The 14,702-nt window shown below is 73.1% G+C and carries 11 protein-coding genes; 4 read left to right on the top strand and 7 right to left on the bottom strand.

Annotated features, from left to right (window positions below):
* Positions 1-1,162: 1,162 nt before the first annotated feature.
* The 3 genes from QSJ97_RS11800 to QSJ97_RS11790 all read right to left on the bottom strand — a co-directional run bounded on the left by QSJ97_RS11800 (position 1,163) and on the right by QSJ97_RS11790 (position 4,797).
* The gene (locus QSJ97_RS11800) at positions 1,163-2,383 is read right to left on the bottom strand and encodes an NAD(P)/FAD-dependent oxidoreductase (RefSeq protein WP_285671969.1); all 1,221 of its coding nucleotides are present in this window, start codon (positions 2,381-2,383) and stop codon (positions 1,163-1,165) included.
* A 114-nt stretch (positions 2,384-2,497) separates the two neighbouring features.
* Positions 2,498-2,935: a hypothetical protein gene (locus tag QSJ97_RS11795; RefSeq protein WP_285671968.1), complete on the bottom strand. Its 438-nt coding sequence runs from the start codon at positions 2,933-2,935 to the stop codon at positions 2,498-2,500.
* A gap of 1,151 nt (positions 2,936-4,086) precedes the next feature.
* Positions 4,087-4,797, bottom strand: a complete 711-nt coding sequence (locus tag QSJ97_RS11790) for a 3-methyl-2-oxobutanoate hydroxymethyltransferase (RefSeq protein WP_285671982.1) — start codon at positions 4,795-4,797, stop codon at positions 4,087-4,089.
* Positions 4,798-5,063: 266 nt separating this feature from the next.
* Between QSJ97_RS11790 and QSJ97_RS11785 the strand changes: the two genes are divergently transcribed.
* The 4 genes from QSJ97_RS11785 to QSJ97_RS11770 all read left to right on the top strand — a co-directional run bounded on the left by QSJ97_RS11785 (position 5,064) and on the right by QSJ97_RS11770 (position 11,213).
* Entirely contained in the window at positions 5,064-5,228 is a 165-nt protein-coding gene (locus QSJ97_RS11785; protein ID WP_285671967.1) for a hypothetical protein, read from the top strand.
* Positions 5,229-5,511: 283 nt separating this feature from the next.
* Entirely contained in the window at positions 5,512-5,997 is a 486-nt protein-coding gene (locus QSJ97_RS11780; RefSeq protein ID WP_285671966.1) for a hypothetical protein, read from the top strand.
* Between the two features lie 2,581 nt (positions 5,998-8,578).
* Entirely contained in the window at positions 8,579-9,217 is a 639-nt protein-coding gene (locus QSJ97_RS11775; RefSeq protein ID WP_285671965.1) for a cysteine hydrolase family protein, read from the top strand.
* A gap of 106 nt (positions 9,218-9,323) precedes the next feature.
* Positions 9,324-11,213, top strand: coding sequence for a sigma-54-dependent Fis family transcriptional regulator (locus tag QSJ97_RS11770; protein ID WP_285671964.1), 1,890 nt, complete (start codon positions 9,324-9,326; stop codon positions 11,211-11,213).
* Positions 11,214-11,371: 158 nt separating this feature from the next.
* On the opposite strand, the gene QSJ97_RS11765 is transcribed toward QSJ97_RS11770, so the two are convergent.
* The 4 genes from QSJ97_RS11765 to QSJ97_RS11750 all read right to left on the bottom strand — a co-directional run bounded on the left by QSJ97_RS11765 (position 11,372) and on the right by QSJ97_RS11750 (position 14,697).
* Complete coding sequence (locus tag QSJ97_RS11765; protein WP_285671963.1) at positions 11,372-11,674, bottom strand: DUF1330 domain-containing protein; 303 nt, start codon at positions 11,672-11,674, stop codon at positions 11,372-11,374.
* 34 nt (positions 11,675-11,708) lie between these two features.
* Positions 11,709-12,365 carry a VOC family protein gene (locus tag QSJ97_RS11760; protein WP_285671962.1) on the bottom strand — a complete coding sequence of 219 codons (657 nt, stop codon included), beginning with the start codon at positions 12,363-12,365 and terminating at the stop codon, positions 11,709-11,711.
* 99 nt (positions 12,366-12,464) lie between these two features.
* On the bottom strand, positions 12,465-13,055 hold the full coding sequence (locus QSJ97_RS11755) for a VOC family protein (RefSeq protein WP_285671961.1): 591 nt from the start codon (positions 13,053-13,055) through the stop codon (positions 12,465-12,467).
* 64 nt (positions 13,056-13,119) lie between these two features.
* Positions 13,120-14,697, bottom strand: a complete 1,578-nt coding sequence (locus tag QSJ97_RS11750) for a GMC family oxidoreductase (protein WP_285671960.1) — start codon at positions 14,695-14,697, stop codon at positions 13,120-13,122.
* Between the last annotated feature and the right edge of the window lie 5 nt (positions 14,698-14,702).

The following is a 14,702-nucleotide window of genomic DNA, read 5'->3' as shown; positions in this document are numbered from 1 at the left end:
ATCCCGGCGGGGTGAGCCGCTCCGGTCACCTCGGGGCATGGCCGGAGCGGCATTTCTGCCCGCCCCCGGGCGGATGGCACCGTTGGCGAGGCAGTGTCCGCCATCAGTCCGAGGGCAATGGCGGGCGGCCGACTTCCTGCGCTGATCGTGGGATGGGGGGCGCCGGGCCCGGCGGTGGGCGAACCCGTTCCTTTGCTAGTTGCGGGCCTCGCGCCGGAAGCACTGCGCTGTCTCGGTGCGCTCTGGGAGCGGAGGCCGGATCGTTGCCGGCAGGGCGGGAAGGCCTTCCCGGGGCGGTTGTGGGACGGCCTGGCCCGATCGCGCGGGGTGACTGATGTGTTGGCGCGGTACCGGCTGTGGGACGACCGCGATGGCGGTCTCCGGCGCCGGCGGCCGATATCCGTGCGCGCTGTTTTGGTGCCGGAGCCGATGCGCCGCCGGGGTTTGTGCTTCGCGGGGCATGAAGGAGATCCCGCCGTCCGGGAACTCGGCCCGATGCCGGCGAGCGGGCTCGGTGCCGTCGGGCTCCCCAGGGTGAAATCGGCTTGATACAGGCGGCCAGGTCGCCGGCGGCGGCGATCCGGCCGCGTATCCTCTCGGCGATGAACCTGCGAGCGGAGCCCATCGGCAAGGGGCAGGTCGCTGCGGCCACGGAGGGCTGTGGCGCGCCGATGCGGGGCTGCGCGCGGCCATCGCCGGCCCCGGTGCCTCCCGACGCGATGTGGCCGGGTGCCGCTATGGGGATGGTCTGTCGGGTCCGGCAACATGGCGGACCGCGCCGCGGCGGTGGTGATCGCCGCCGTCAGGCAGCGGATCTCTCGTCGAGTTCCGGCATCGGCGCGTTCGTGCTCCGCGCGCCGTGGGGGCGGGTTTTCGCCATCTGCGGCATGCATGTTCGGTCGCGGCACACGGGCCGGCTGCGGTGCCGGCCCCGCCGATCCTGCCGGCGCGCGATCCCGCCCGGCGCGTCATGATCCGCCGGCCCGAGGCGGGTGGTACCGCGCTCCGTGTCATCGAGGCCGGTCGGCGCGGCGCCCGTCCGCCCGGCGCGATGGGCCGCGAGGCCGGCGCGCGGGGCGCCGGCTCCGCTTCGCGGCAGCCGCCGGCCGGGCCTTGCGCCGCCGGGCCGGCGCGCCCCCTCCGCCCGTCGGAAGGCCAGAGCCTAGCGGGCGGCGGCCTTGAGCAGCGCCCTGAGGTCGGCCCCGGGGTCGGCGACCTGCGCCGGGTCCGCGGTCATGCCGCCCTCGATCAGGCGCTTGCCGACCATGTAGGCCCGCGGGTCGTTCATCGCGTCCACCGCGAGGAGCCGCTCGCCGGCGAAATACCAGAAGGAGACCGGCCCTTCCCCGGCCGCGCGGCGCGTCACCACCCGGTCATAGCCGGTGTTCAGCCCGGCGATCTGGAGCTTGACGTCGTACTGGTCGGACCAGAACCAGGGCTTCGGCACATAGGGCTCGCCGGCGCCGAGCATGTTGCCGGCGACGCATTCGGCCATGTCGATGGCGTTGGGCACGCTCTCCAGCCGCAGCCGGGCGCCGCCATGCGGGAAGCTGGCGCAGTCCCCCGCCGCCCAGATCGCCGGGTGCGACGTGCGGCCGAACGCGTCCACCCGGATGCCGTTCTCGATCTCGAGGCCGGCGGCCTCGGCCAGCGCCGTGGAGGGCTGGATGCCGACGCCGACGACGGCGAAATCCACCGCCAGCTCGCGCCCGTTCGAGAGCACCGCACCTGTCACCCGGGTCTCGCCGGTGAGCCGCTCGAGCCCGGTGCCCTCGAGGATCTCGACGCCGTGCCGCCGGTGCAGATCGCGGAAATAGTCGGAGGTCTCGGGGGCGGCGACGCGCTGCAGGATGCGCTCGGCCATCTCGACCAGCGTGACCTTCAGGCCCTTCGAGGCGGCCACCGCCGCCGCCTCCAGCCCGATATAGCCGCCGCCGACGATCAGCACATGCGCGCCCTCGGTGAATTCCGGCGCCATCGCGTCGACATCGGCGAGCCCGCGCACCTCGTGGACGCCCTCGAGCCTGCCGCCGATCGACGCCGGCAGCCGCCGCGGCACCGAGCCGGTGGTCAGCGCGAGCTGGTCGAAGCGCAGGGTCTCGCCGCCGAGGGCGAGGGTCTGCGCCGCCGGGTCGATCGCCTCGACCCGGGCACCGAGCCGCAGCGCGATGTCGTTCTCGGCATAGAAGCTCTCCGGGCGCAGATAGAGCCGTTCCAGCTCCATCTCGCCGAGCAGGTACTTCTTGGACAGCGGCGGACGCTGATAGGGCAGCACGGGCTCCTCGCCGATCAGGATAACCGGGCCCTCATGGCCCAGCTTGCGCAGCCCTGCGGCGAGCGAGCTTCCGGCCTGCCCGGCGCCTATGACGACGATGGTGCTCATGGTAATCCGTCCCTGCTGGCTGGCGTCGGCTTCAGTCGTCCAACGCGAGGTTGTTGATATGGGTGGTGAGGAGCGAGAGCAGCAGATCCTTGCCGCGGAATTCAAGCGCCCCGATCATCGCGGCCTGCCGCTCCACTCGTAGCCGCGGGCCCGCGCCGGCCGCAAAGGCAGCTTGCCGAAGGCGATGCCCCGATACCGCTCGCCGGCGAGGCCTTGGCGCGCGAGGCCGGTGCGGCTCCGATGCCATGCGCCGGCGAGGCTGCCCGATGCGGCCATCGCGCCGTTCCCGCGGTTGCCGGCAAAGCGGCGCATCCGGCTGTGGCGGCGCGTCAGCACCCCGATGCCGGCATCGGTGCGGCTGGCCAGGCCCGCCGCGATGGCGGAGGTCTCGACGCGCCCGCGGGCCGCGACGAACCGGCGGAACCCGCCCGGTGTCCGCTTCGGGGCGGCGCAGTCGCCGCGGCCGAGCACGATCCGCACCCGCCGCGGGGCAGGCTGCCGGGCCAGCGGCTCGCGCACCGGGATCATGCCGGCGCCGCGCCGGCCTGCCATCGCCCCGGTCCCGACATGCGGCCCTCGGCGCCGGCTCGCGGGCCACGACGGCTCGGCGGACCGGATCGAGGAGGCGATCCTCCGGGCCGGCCGGCCGGGTGCGCGTGCTGCTGTTCTTCGCCAAGGGGCTGCCTCGCAATCGGGAGAATGCCCGAGGGATAATGTATCCGGCTTGCCAGGCGCAATCGCCGCGCGCCGCCGGAACCGGCTTTCCCGCATGCCTGCCACCGGCCCGCAAGCTCCGCGGGGACAGGTCGCGGGCCGCGGCAGGCCCTGCGACGCCGCGCAGGTGCATGTCCCATCCCCGGGCTTTGCTGCCCGGCCCGACTGCCGTGGCGGCGTGCGGGGGCCGCGAGGCCGGGGCCATCCGCTGCCGTTCCGTCAATGCAGACCGGGGGCGGGGCGATGCGGGCATGGCGGCGCGCGAGCCAGGGAACCCGGTGCCGTTGTCAAGCACCGCCGCCCCGTCACCGGCGCCGTGGCTCGGCGCGATCGGCACGAGGACGATTCTGCGCTCCAGCCGCAGCGGGCTACCGCCAGCGGTCATGCTGCCGATCCGCCCGTCGCTCCCCGCCCCCAGGCCGAGCCCGACGTCAGGGGGCTACCGGCCCGACATCCCGGCGCCTGCCGGCCTCGCGGGCGGTGGTCTCGGGTCCGAAGCCGCGACTGCCACCCGCCAGGCGGAGCGCGGCGCCGCCCCGCTCCGAGAAGCCGGGTCGCACGGGCGTGAGCGGGCCCCCTTGATCCCGGCATCGGCGCTCCAGATGAATGTCGGCCCGCGCGCCCGGCCGCCGTAGATCGCAGCGACCGCCTCCTCCGCCTTCGCGTCTTGCACCGGCAGCGGCGAAAACCCCACCTCTCCGCGATGGCTCGTTCCAGGAGCAGGGCGTCGTTGCCAATGACCGGAAGCCGCAAGAGATCCTTCGCGGGCCTCGCCACTTCGGGATCGCCGATCGGCAGGCCGCGTCGGGCGCACAGGGGCAGGCGTCTCCCCCGGTCGACCGCGCATTTCGAGAGCTCGCGCGCGGGGCGACCGGCCCGGCGCGGCGGCATCCGGTCCGTTGACCTGCGCTGCGAGCACCCCGTCGACTTCCCCTTGCGCGACGCCGCTATGCAGGCCGTGTACCGCTTCGGGTTGCCATGGCAGACCGTCATCCGCATCCGGCTACACGGGGAGAAGCCGGCGACGCCCGATCACCGGCTTCTACAGGTGGAAGGCACCGATCGGGCGTAGCCGTCACGCATCCGGCAGGCACTGGCCGCGCCCGCAGCGGTCGAGACGATGTCGATCCCGGCGGCCGCGCCACCGCCCCGGCGGCCGCGGCGGGCAGCACCTCGATCTCGACCCCTAGGGCGCCCGCCTCCTCGATGGCGCCGACGGTGCCGAAGATGCACGGCGCGTTCCCGGCGCAGCGGCCCGGCATCCCGACGCCGCCGACGCGGAGCATTTGGTGCGGCAGGCCGACAGGGCGCATCACCGGCGCGCCTGCAGGGGCGGCCGCCTTGGTGATGCGGCCCTCCTCGCATCCGTTCCGCAGCGTCGCCGCATTGGTGCCGCTCTCCTGCATCGGCCTGACCGCGCTGGCTGCGGCGATACCGGGCGTCGCGCAGGAGCCATGGGGCCTTTGGGCGATGCAGAGCGTGTCGGGCGCCCCGGCGCGCAGCGCGCGAATGTGCCATATCGTCCGGACGAGGGCAGTGCGCAGCGCTTTCTGATGGCCGTGGTCCGTCATGCCGAGGCCGACGGCGACGCCGCCGATGTCCACGCCCGCCAGCTCGGCCTGGCGCACCGTCAGCACCCCGCACACGACCATTGCCGCCAGCCGCTCTCCCGCCGGCATCGTCGCGGCAAGGTCCCGGATCGTCGGCTTCCTCGGCGTTTAGCGCTCCGGGGCCTCCCTGATGATTGCATTTTGTACCGACCTCAGATGATGGCGCTGTCGGCGATCCTGGGGGGCGGATATCCGCTGGGGCACCATCCGCGCTGGCGAGGGTGGGAGCGAGCAGGCACGGCGCCCGCGCCGCCACAAGGCTGGAGGCACGCGGGCCTATGGGCTCGACGGCCGGGCCATGACGGGCGGCCAGCCGGCGGATCGGAATCGCCAGCGCCGGTGAGAGCAGGATGGACATGGCAACTGCGCACCGGACCCCCGGCATCGGCGCCGTCCGCACCACTGCCGGAGGCCGGGCCATCTGCAAGACCGGCATGGTTCGCCCGCCGGAGCCGGAGAGGTTGCGCCGCATCGCGCAGGAGCTCGCCCCGGTGATCGTGGCGCCGGAGCCGCCGGGCTGATCGAGGCCCTGGCGCGGGGGACCTTCCTTGACCGGCGCGCTCGCGCCCCTGCCGCGGGAGAATGGGGAGGAGCGCGGCCTCCCGCCGGCCGCCGCGAACACCGTCGGGCCCGGCTGCGCCCACGCGCGCCAACTCTGCGGCGGCCACCCGCACGAACGCCCCGCCTCGCCGACCCGAGGGGAGCGGCCATTCCGGGATCAGCTGCCACGCGATGGGCCGCTTCATGCACCCCGCCACCCTGCGCCGCCGAACGCCGTGTCGGGATGGGCGGCGAGGGCGCGCCTTGGATCGGCAAGGCATCGCCGTCGAAACGCGGACAGATATCCCGGAACCCCGGCGGCGGCACCTGCAAACGCCCCGGCTCATGGCAAACCGGGGCGCTTTGGCCGCCGGCGTTCACATCGCGAAAGGGCGCCTCTGCCACGACGCGGCGGCGTTGATCGGCGGGCAGCCCGATACAGGCGTGCGACGGCCGGTCTGGATCGTGGCAGGAATGCGGGGCACCGGGGGCGGTCCGGGCGGGCGCGCATTTGCTGGGTTGCCTGCGATCTCGGGCCTCCTGCCGGCCGACGGGGAGGCACTTCTCCGCAACACGACCGGTGCCGCGCAGGCCGGGCCGATGGAGGACCCGCCGAAGCGGGCGACCGTCGACCGCTGGGCCTGCAGGGGCCGCGGCGCTCCCGGCCTGCAGTCGCGCTGCGCGGCGTTCCTGCCGCAGAAGATGTCGCTCCGCATCGGGCGCGCCGTCGACCAGCCAGCCAGCAGATAGGCCCTTTCCTGCTCCAAGGCGGGCCTGCGCGAATGCCGCCACCGGCAAGCGCCTCACGCTGCGCATGCCGGAGACGGTGGCCGAGTCGGCGTCCGATCCACCGGAGTGGCGCATGCGCTGAAACCGGTGCCGTGGCGGGACGCGGCGCCGAAGCAATGCGTGCCGGAGGGCCCTCGCGCGCATCCCAACCATGGCAGGCATGGCTTTGCCTGCGCCGACATCCCGCTCGAACGAGGGTCAGAGGGGGTGGGCCATTGCACCTCGTTCAGGCCCAAGGCTGCCTGCGCCGGGTCAGGTGCTCTCCGAGGCCATCGACGTTGACGAGTGGCGCTCGAACGGCCTCGCCAGGCAGGTCGATATCGTACGGGGGCGCGCCGCCCACGCGCCGCCTCTTCCGAGTGGCGAAGCACCGGGCAGTGCCCTGGCAGACGAGGCGCGCGACGATCCCGATACCCTGCGCGGATCGCCGCCTGGACGGGGGAGGAGATCCCAGCCAGACGCGCAGGCCCGACTACCGGCAGCGCTCGATCCACATGGCTCGCCCGGAAAGGCTGCTGCCGGAGCGCTGCATCGCGATGCGGCGGGTCGCCGATCAGTTGCCCAACCGGCTGGACACCTCGTGCTCTCCTTGTGGGACATCGACGATTGCGGCCGTGCCGACTGTCTCGCTCCCCAGACGATGGGCGGTCACCATGCATCAGGCGGGCGCCGGCGATGGCGGCCCCGCCGTGGGGCGAAACCTGCATTTTCTCGACGAGGCGCGTGCCTTGCGGTGCTGCGGTGCGGCGCGAGCGTGCGGCACCGGGTGATCCGGATGGGCAGCGGCATCCCGTTCGAGCCGGGGGGCCGGAACTGCCCGGAGCGGGGCGGGGAGGATCGCGCGGTCGGCCCGCCCGCGATCGATCGCAGCCGGTGGGCCGAAAGCGGCAATGCCGCCTCTGGACTCGCATGGGAACGAGGGTGAGGCGGATGTTGCAAGGGCGCGTCGCCTCGGTGCCGGAGCGGCCGCCAGGCAGCGCGGGTATCCAGCCGGCCACGACTGTGCCCGGCACTACGTGCGGCGTGCCGCGGCTGGGCATGGCCAGGCGGCCCGGCGAGGGCATGTTGAAGAGGCTACCATCGAGACATGGCTGGCGCTGTGCCTCTGCCCATGATCGCGGCGGAGTGGGCTCATGCCTTGGTCTCGGACGATGCGTTCCGCAGCCCGATGCCGCCGCGGGTCGGTGCCGCGCCGATGGTGCCGCGGCCGCGTTGCGCCGTGAGCGATGGGGGCGCTGCCGGATCACTTAGTCCGGCGACCTGCGCGCGCTCGTGCGAAAGGGCATTGTCTTGGGCGGGCGAGACATGCCGCCCCGGCCCGCATGTCTCGCCCAGCCAGACCCTTCTTTCCCGCGATGCTGCCTGCCCCCTGGTACGGCGGTCGGCGGCTGGTCTCGCCCGGCGCCCGCGCTGCCCCGCCGGCACAGGGGAGGGCTCTCGCACTGTCGCGAAGGTGGAGATCGGGGCGGGCCTTGGACACAATGCAGATTGCCGCGTGCGGCATCGCCGGGCCGTGCGCCCCGACCGGCCTGAGCATGGCGGCCGGGAACGCGCTGATCGGCGTCTCTCTCTTCCGGGGGCGGGCCGGCGATTGGCAAGGGGTATCGCGCGGGCGGTGCGGTCCCACGCCGCGGACGGCGGCCTTGTCCGGGCCGGGAGGCTCGGGGCGATGGCCTGCCCTCGATCGCCGCGGTGCTCCTCGGCTTCGCCGCGCGCATCTCGATCGGCCTGCGGCTGCTTGCCGGCATGTCCGCGAGGCGGATTTCGGCACTGAAGTTGATCCTGCCGATCGGCGGCATTCGCCGGATCGGCCTGATCGGCTGCCCCTTGCGCCCCGGCGACGGGGTCGGCACGGGCATTGGCCGCGCCGCAGGGCCTCGGGCGTTCCCACGCGGCGGGCGCGGGGCCGGCATTGGCGGATGTGGCGCTTTTGGGGCCGGCTCGCCCCCCACTGCCGATCGCTGGGCGCTCTCACCAGATGCGGGCCGAGGCGGTGCCGCCGCTCCGGCGGGATCGAGGGTGGCGGATGTTTCATCCCGTCCCGCCACTCGTTCTTACGCGAGACGCCGCGTCTGGTGACGGATTTCCAGCGCAAGGGCATCCGCCTCTCCGGCCGCGGCAGGGCGCTTCGGTGAGGGCGCCCTTGGCGGGATCCGCATCGGCGCGACCACCGGGGAGAGGCTCGCCGGGCTTGGGCGCGGCGTGTCGGTCATCGGGGACATGGCGGCGCCGTTCGGCGCCATCCCGGCCGCTGCCGCCCAATGCGAAGGCGGTTCGCGGGCGGGGGCCGCGGCGACGGGGAAGCGCTGGCGTTGCCGGTCCGGAAGCAACCCACAGGCCCCGAACGACCTCATGACTGCCCGCAGGGCGCGATTCCCGCGCGCCGGAGCGCTGGCCGGCGCCGGGATGTCTCCGGCGGCGGTCGCCGCGCGTCCCGCCGGTGCCGCGCGGCCGGCGGGGGCTCGCCGCTGGCGCGGGGTTCGGCTAGCCTGCCCGGCAGCCGGGCGCCGAAGGCCGCCCCCGCCATGCAAGGAGCCTCGCCATGGCCAATGCCAAGCCCCCCGTCCGCGCCCTGATCGAGGGCAACCCGGCGCTCGTCGTCATCGACATCCAGGCCGGCACCTTTGTCGGGCAGGACGGCGACGCCCGCGCCATCGACCACATGCCGGGCTATGCCGGCCGGATGCTGGCCGCGCGCCAGGCCATCGACGCCGCGCGGGCGGCCGGCATCCCGGTGATCTTCATCCAGGAGGTGCACCGGCCCGACATGGTGGATTTCGGGCGCGAGCTCGACGGCAGCGAGGATGTCCACTGCCTCGAGGACAACCCGAACACCGCGCTCGCCGTCGCGCAGATGGGCGTGCGGCCGGACGACTACCACATCCGCAAGCGGCGCTACTCGGCCTTCTTCGGCACCGATTTCGAGATCCTGCTGCGCGGGCTGAAGATCGACACGCTGCTGCTCTGCGGCGGGCTGACCGATGTCTGCGTGCACTACACCTTCGTCGACGGGCACCAGTCGGACTATTTCTGCCGCGTGATCGAGGACTGCGTCGCCGGCTCCTGCATCGAGGCGCACGAGGCGGCGCTGCGGGCGATGGAATATCTCCAGCGCGGTGCGCGGCGGAGCCTCGCCGAGACGGTCGAGGCGATGCGCGCGCACGGCGCCCGGGCGGCCTGAGGCGCTCCGGGTCGCTCTGGGGCGGGCTGGGGCGCCCCGGGGCGGGCGGAAAGGACTTGGCGTGCTCTATCCGGCCGGCCTATGCTTGCCGCGAGGAAACCGCCCAATGAAAAGACCAATGATCGGACCCGGCTCGGAGACGGCAATCGCCGCCTCCTGGGAGCGCTGCGAGCGCAAGCACAACCTCGTGCGGGATGCCGCGCGGCCGATCCTGCGCCTGCAATCGACCGAGATCGCGCCGCGCTTCGCCGAGCTGGTCGAGCGCACCGGCGGGCGCCAGGGGATCATCCGCCAGCTCGCCGAGCTCGCCGTCGGCGCCGGAAGCTGCCTCGTGGTTGCCGATGCCGACGGGGTGCTGGTGCGGCTCGAGAGCCAGGACCGGGTCCGCGCGGATTTCGAGAGCTACGGCATCGCGCTCGGCTCCTGCTGGGACGAGCGGCTGGCCGGCACCAACGGCGTCTCGATGGCGATGGCGGAGAACGCGGCCTTCACGGTGGACGGGCGGGGGCACTACTTCTCGCGCCTGCGCGGCTTCGCCTGCACCGGGGTGCCGCTCTTCGACGCCGAGAACCGCCGGATCGGCGCGCTCGCGCTCTCCGCCTTCGACCGGGGCAACCCGGCCGAGCACGGCTTCGCCCGGCTGCTGCTCGGCACCGCGGCCGACCGGATCCAGCGCATCCTGTTCGAGCGGCGCTTCGCCGAGCAGATGATCGTCACCGTCTCGGCGCCGGCGGAGGGCGCGCTGCTGCAGGCCGAGGAGCTGGTGGCGGTGGACGAGGCCGGCACGATCCTCGGCTCGACCGCGCGGGCGCACCGGCTGGTGGGCATGGAGGCGCCCTCGGAGCTGCTCGGCCGCTCCTTCGAGATCGTATTCGGCGCCGATGCCGGGGCGCTCGACCGGGTGCCGGGCCGGGTGCTGAGCACGCGCTTCGCGGCCGGGCCGCAGCTCGGCCTCGCGGCGCGCCGGCCGCACGCGCCGGCCTGGCCGGGCCGCGGCTGGCAGCCGCCGGCCGGGCAGCCGGGGCCGGCCCGGCCGAGGCGCCGCCATCTCGCGCCGTCCTACCGCGAGCTCGCCATCGGCAGCGAGGCGGTGGCCGATGTCTGCGAGCGGGCGGAGGCGCATTTCCGCCGCGCGCTGCCCTTCGTGATCGAGGGCGAATCCGGCACCGGCAAGTCGGCGCTCGTCGCGGCGATCCGCGAGGCGGCGGGGCTCTCGCCGGCCGAGGCGGTGACGGTGGACTGCGCGCTGATCGGCGAATTCGACGACGACCGAACCTATGTTCGCACGGTCTTCCAGCAGGCCCGCGTGGTCGGCGCGCTCGACATGGCCGGGCCGCGGGTCGCCATGCTGGTCCTCGACAATGCCGACGAGATGCCGGCCTATGTCCAGGCCGGGTTGCGCAGCCTGCTGGCGGAGATCGAGGCCGAGGGCGGGCTCTGCACCGGCGAGGCGCCGGCCTCGGCGGTGCGCGTCGTCGCCACCTGCCGGCGGCCGCTGCGCGCGGCGGTGGAGGCCGGGGCGTTCCGCGACGATCTCTTCTTCCTGCTGGCCCATACCCGGCTGGTGCTGCCGCCGCTGCGCGTGCGGGCGCGGCCCGAGGCGCTGGTCCGGGCGCTGGCCACCCGGCTCGCCGGCGCCGAGGTGGAGATCGCGCCCGAGGCGATGGCGGCGATCGCGGCGCATGGCTGGCCCGGCAATGTGCGCGAGCTGCGCAGCGTGCTGCAGCAGGCGCTGATGGCCGGCGACGGGCGGCGCATCTCGCCGATGGAGCTGCGCGGCACCTCGGTGCTGGCCGCGGCGGATCGGCCGGCGCCCGAGACGCCCGCGGCGCCCGCGCCGGCATTGCCGCGGCCGGTCTATGACGAGCGCGCGATGCTGCTCGATGCGCTGACGGGGGCGCGCTGGAACGTCTCGCAGGCGGCGCGCACGCTCGGCATGAGCCGGGCGACGATCCACCGCAGGATGAACCGCCACGGCATCGCCCGGCCGAGCTGACCGACGGGGACGGGCAGGGGCGAGGGGCAGGGGCGAGCGGCGGGGCGGCGCCGGGATGCAAGGCGGGCAGGGCGGCGCCGGGATGCAAAGCGCCGGGCGCTCCGCTGCCGACAGGGAGATGCAGCGGGGCGCCCGGCCGAGGGCAGGATGGGGGTGCCTCAGGCGAGGTCGTCCCTGCCCTCGATCAGGAAATGCACGCTCTCCGAGCCCGCGGTGCGGGCGGCGAGCTGGGGTGCATAATCGGGGTCGTTCATGAAGGCGATCGCCGCCGCGCGCGTCGGCCATTCGAGGATGATGCGCAGGCCGGCCGGGCTCTCGGCGCCCTCGACCTGCTCGTGGCTCGCGGTGCGCGCCAGATAGCGCCCGCCATGCTTGGTGACGAGGGCATTGGCGATGGGCAGATAGTCCGGGATCCAGCCGTCATCGGTGGGCGTGACGGCCAGCACGGAATAATGGGCCATGGGTTCGGTCTCCGTTCTGCTGGGGGGCGGGCGGTCAGGTCCAGGGGCGCACGGGGTCGGAGCCGTCCCAGCTGCGGGCGGCCTCCTCGGTGCGGCGGAAGATCTCGCGATAGACCGCGCTGTCCTCCCAGAACTCGACATAGTGGCCGAGGGTGTCGAGCATGTCGAAATAGACCAGCGGCGAGCCGCCGATGGTGCATTCGAAGGCCGGCGCATGGCCGATCCCGATGAAATGCTCGCGGTTGGCGGCGTAGTCCTCGGGGATATAGCCGAAATGATGCAGGCCGCGGCGGCCGGCATCGGTCCATTCCTTGTAGACCGAGGGGGCGTCGTCGTGCTGCACCAGCAGCTCGACCTGCACGGCGCCGCTGTTGCCGAGGGCGAGGGTCACGTCCGCACCGGTCGGCTGGCCGCGATAGACCTGGTTCTCGAGCGGGGCGTGCTCGAACAGGAAGAAGGGGCCGACCTTGAGCTCCTCGGTCCAGTATTTCAGCGCGGCGTCGAGATCGTCGACCACGTAGCAGACCTGCTGCAGGGTGAAGACCGGCTGCGAGGGCCCGTGGATCGGCCCGTGCATCTGCGCCCGCGCGGTGCCGGCGGCCCCGAGCGCGCCGAGCGAGGCGGCGCCGCCGAGCATCAGATCGCGCCGCGAGGGCGCGGGCAGGGGCTGGGTCCTGCGGTTGTCCGTCATGGTTTCCTCCGTCTCCGGGCTTGTGGCTGAGGCATGGCGCACCCTTCGGCCCGGATGCTCCGGGCGCGCCGTCGGTCGTCGGGCGGTGCTGGCCGGGGGCTAGTCGAGCGGGCTCCAGAGCCGCCGGTCGGTGGTCTTCTCGTAGCCGAGCCCGTCCGGGTAGCTCAGGAACTCGATGTATCCGCCCCAGGGCGCCCGGGTGTAGATCCAGGAGAGGCCCTTCGTCGGGTGCCCCTCCCGCGTGTTGGTCTTGATCTCGCCGAAGACCTCGAGGCCCTTGCCGCGCAGATAGGCGACGGTCGCCGGCAGGTCGTCGACATAGAAGGCGATGTGGCTGCCGCCGTAATCGACGTTCTTCGGCATCACCCGGCGCTGGTCCGGCGAGCTGTACTCGAAGAGCTCGAGATTGGTGCCGTTTGCGCAGCGCACCCGGTGGTTGGTCAGCGAGGCGGCGTCGTTGACGTCGAGGTTCTCCATCATCCAGCCGTTGTCGAAGGGGCCGATGGCGTTGGAGAAGAAGCTCTCGCAGCCGATGACGTCGACGAAATAGTCCACCGCTTCCGCGATATCCGGCACGGTCAGGCCGAAATGCTGGATGCCGCGGAGCCCGGCGACCTGGGCGCCGGCCAGCGCCGGCAGGCAGAGCGCGAGCGCCGCGCCGGCGGCGAATCTGCGAATGTTCCCGAACATGGTGTCTCCCGGTTCGTTTCCCGTTGGGGGGCACGGCGGCGCGCCGGGCGCCGCCGCGGCGGTTTCAGATGCTGCCGGCGGCCATCTCGCGGGCGATGTGCTCGGCCTGGCGGATCGCCAGCGCGACGATGGTCAGCGTCGGGTTGCAGGCGCCGGAGGAGGTGAACTGGCTGCCGTCGGAGACGAAGAGATTGGCCACGTCATGCGCCTGGCCGAAGGCGTTCACCACGCCCTTCGCCGGGTCGGCATGCATCCGGTTGGTGCCCATGTTGTGGCTCGCCGGATAGGCCGGCAGCTCGTAGACATCGGTGGCGCCGACCGCCTCGTAGATCTCCGCCGTCGCCTCGAAGGCATGTGCCGTCATCGCGTGGTCGTTGTTGTGCGGTGTCTTGGCCACCAGCGGCACCGGCAGCCCGTGCTGGTCCTTCTCCTCGGGGTGCAGGGTGATGCCGTTCTTCTCCTGCGCCATGTCCTCGCCGCAGATCCAGACGCCGGACATCCGGTCATACTGCTCCATGGCGCCGGCGACGCTGCGGCCCCAGCCGGTGTTGCCGGGCTCGAGGAAGGCCGCCATGAAGGGCAGGCCGAGCGAGAGGAACTCGAGATAGTAGCCGCCGGCGAAGCCCCGCCCGGCGTCGTGGTTCACCTCGTCGCCGACGACCCCGGCCACCGAGGTGCCGCGATACATGTGCACCTTCTCCGGCAGCACCGCATAGCAGCCGGCGGTGGTGTGGGTCAGGTAGTTGCGCCCGACCTGGCCGGAGCTGTTGGCCAGCCCGTCCGGGAACATCGCCGAGGCCGAGTTGAGCAGCAGCCGCGGGCTCTCGATCGAGTTGCCCGCCACCGCGACCGCCCGCGCCTTCTGGCGGTGCTGCACCCCCTCGGCATCGGCATAGACCACGCCGGTGACGCGGCCCGCCCGGTCATGCTCGATGCGCAGAGCCATCGCCTCGGTGCGCACCTCGCAGTTGCCGGTGGCCTCGGCGCGCGGCAGCTCGGTATACATCGTCGACCACTTGGCGCCGATCGCGCAGCCCTGCATGCAGAAGCCGATCTGCTGGCAGGCCGGGCGGTCGTCGCGCTCCACCGAGTTGATCGCCATCGGGCCGGAGTTGTAGTCGGTCCGCCCGGTGCGGCGGCAGCCCTCGGCGAGCACGCGGAAGCCGTTGTTCCAGGGCAGGTGCGGCATGCCGGTGGTACGGCCGGTCACGCCCATCTTGCGCTCGGCCTTCTCGTACCAGGGGATCATCTCCGCCAGCGTGACCGGCCAGTCCTCGTTGTTGGCGCCGGGGATCGCGCCGTAGTGGCTGCGGGTGCGGAACTCGTGCTCGCGCAGGCGCAGCGCCACGCCGGCCCAGTGGATCGTCGAGCCGCCATAGCCCTTGACGATCCAGGCCGGCAGGTTGGGATGGTTGACCGCGCCGTGCCAGCCGCCGGTGCTGTAGCGCTTGTCCAGCCACGAGGTCTTGCTGAACATCGCCCATTCGTCGTTCTCGATGTCGCCGAGATCGAAGCGCTTGCCGGCCTCAAGCACCACCGAGCGGATGCCCTTCTGCGCCAGCTCGTTGGCCAGGGTGCCGCCGCCGGCGCCGGAGCCGACGATCACCACCACGCCGTCGTCGCTGAGATCGAACCGTGTCATTGCCA

Source organism: Paralimibaculum aggregatum (assembly GCF_030270585.1).
Lineage (GTDB): Bacteria > Pseudomonadota > Alphaproteobacteria > Rhodobacterales > Rhodobacteraceae > Thermohalobaculum > Thermohalobaculum aggregatum.
This window is presented reverse-complemented; position numbering and strand designations above follow the sequence as displayed.

Coding starts and splice junctions, on each gene's coding strand:
- QSJ97_RS11770 (WP_285671964.1), top strand. CDS start 9,324: ATGAAAAGACCAATGATCGGACCCGGCTCGGAGACGGCAATCGCCGCC.
- QSJ97_RS11785 (WP_285671967.1), top strand. CDS start 5,064: ATGGCAACTGCGCACCGGACCCCCGGCATCGGCGCCGTCCGCACCACT.
- QSJ97_RS11775 (WP_285671965.1), top strand. CDS start 8,579: ATGGCCAATGCCAAGCCCCCCGTCCGCGCCCTGATCGAGGGCAACCCG.
- QSJ97_RS11760 (WP_285671962.1), bottom strand. CDS start 12,365: ATGACGGACAACCGCAGGACCCAGCCCCTGCCCGCGCCCTCGCGGCGC.
- QSJ97_RS11800 (WP_285671969.1), bottom strand. CDS start 2,383: ATGAGCACCATCGTCGTCATAGGCGCCGGGCAGGCCGGAAGCTCGCTC.
- QSJ97_RS11750 (WP_285671960.1), bottom strand. CDS start 14,697: ATGACACGGTTCGATCTCAGCGACGACGGCGTGGTGGTGATCGTCGGC.
- QSJ97_RS11795 (WP_285671968.1), bottom strand. CDS start 2,935: ATGGCAGGCCGGCGCGGCGCCGGCATGATCCCGGTGCGCGAGCCGCTG.
- QSJ97_RS11755 (WP_285671961.1), bottom strand. CDS start 13,055: ATGTTCGGGAACATTCGCAGATTCGCCGCCGGCGCGGCGCTCGCGCTC.
- QSJ97_RS11765 (WP_285671963.1), bottom strand. CDS start 11,674: ATGGCCCATTATTCCGTGCTGGCCGTCACGCCCACCGATGACGGCTGG.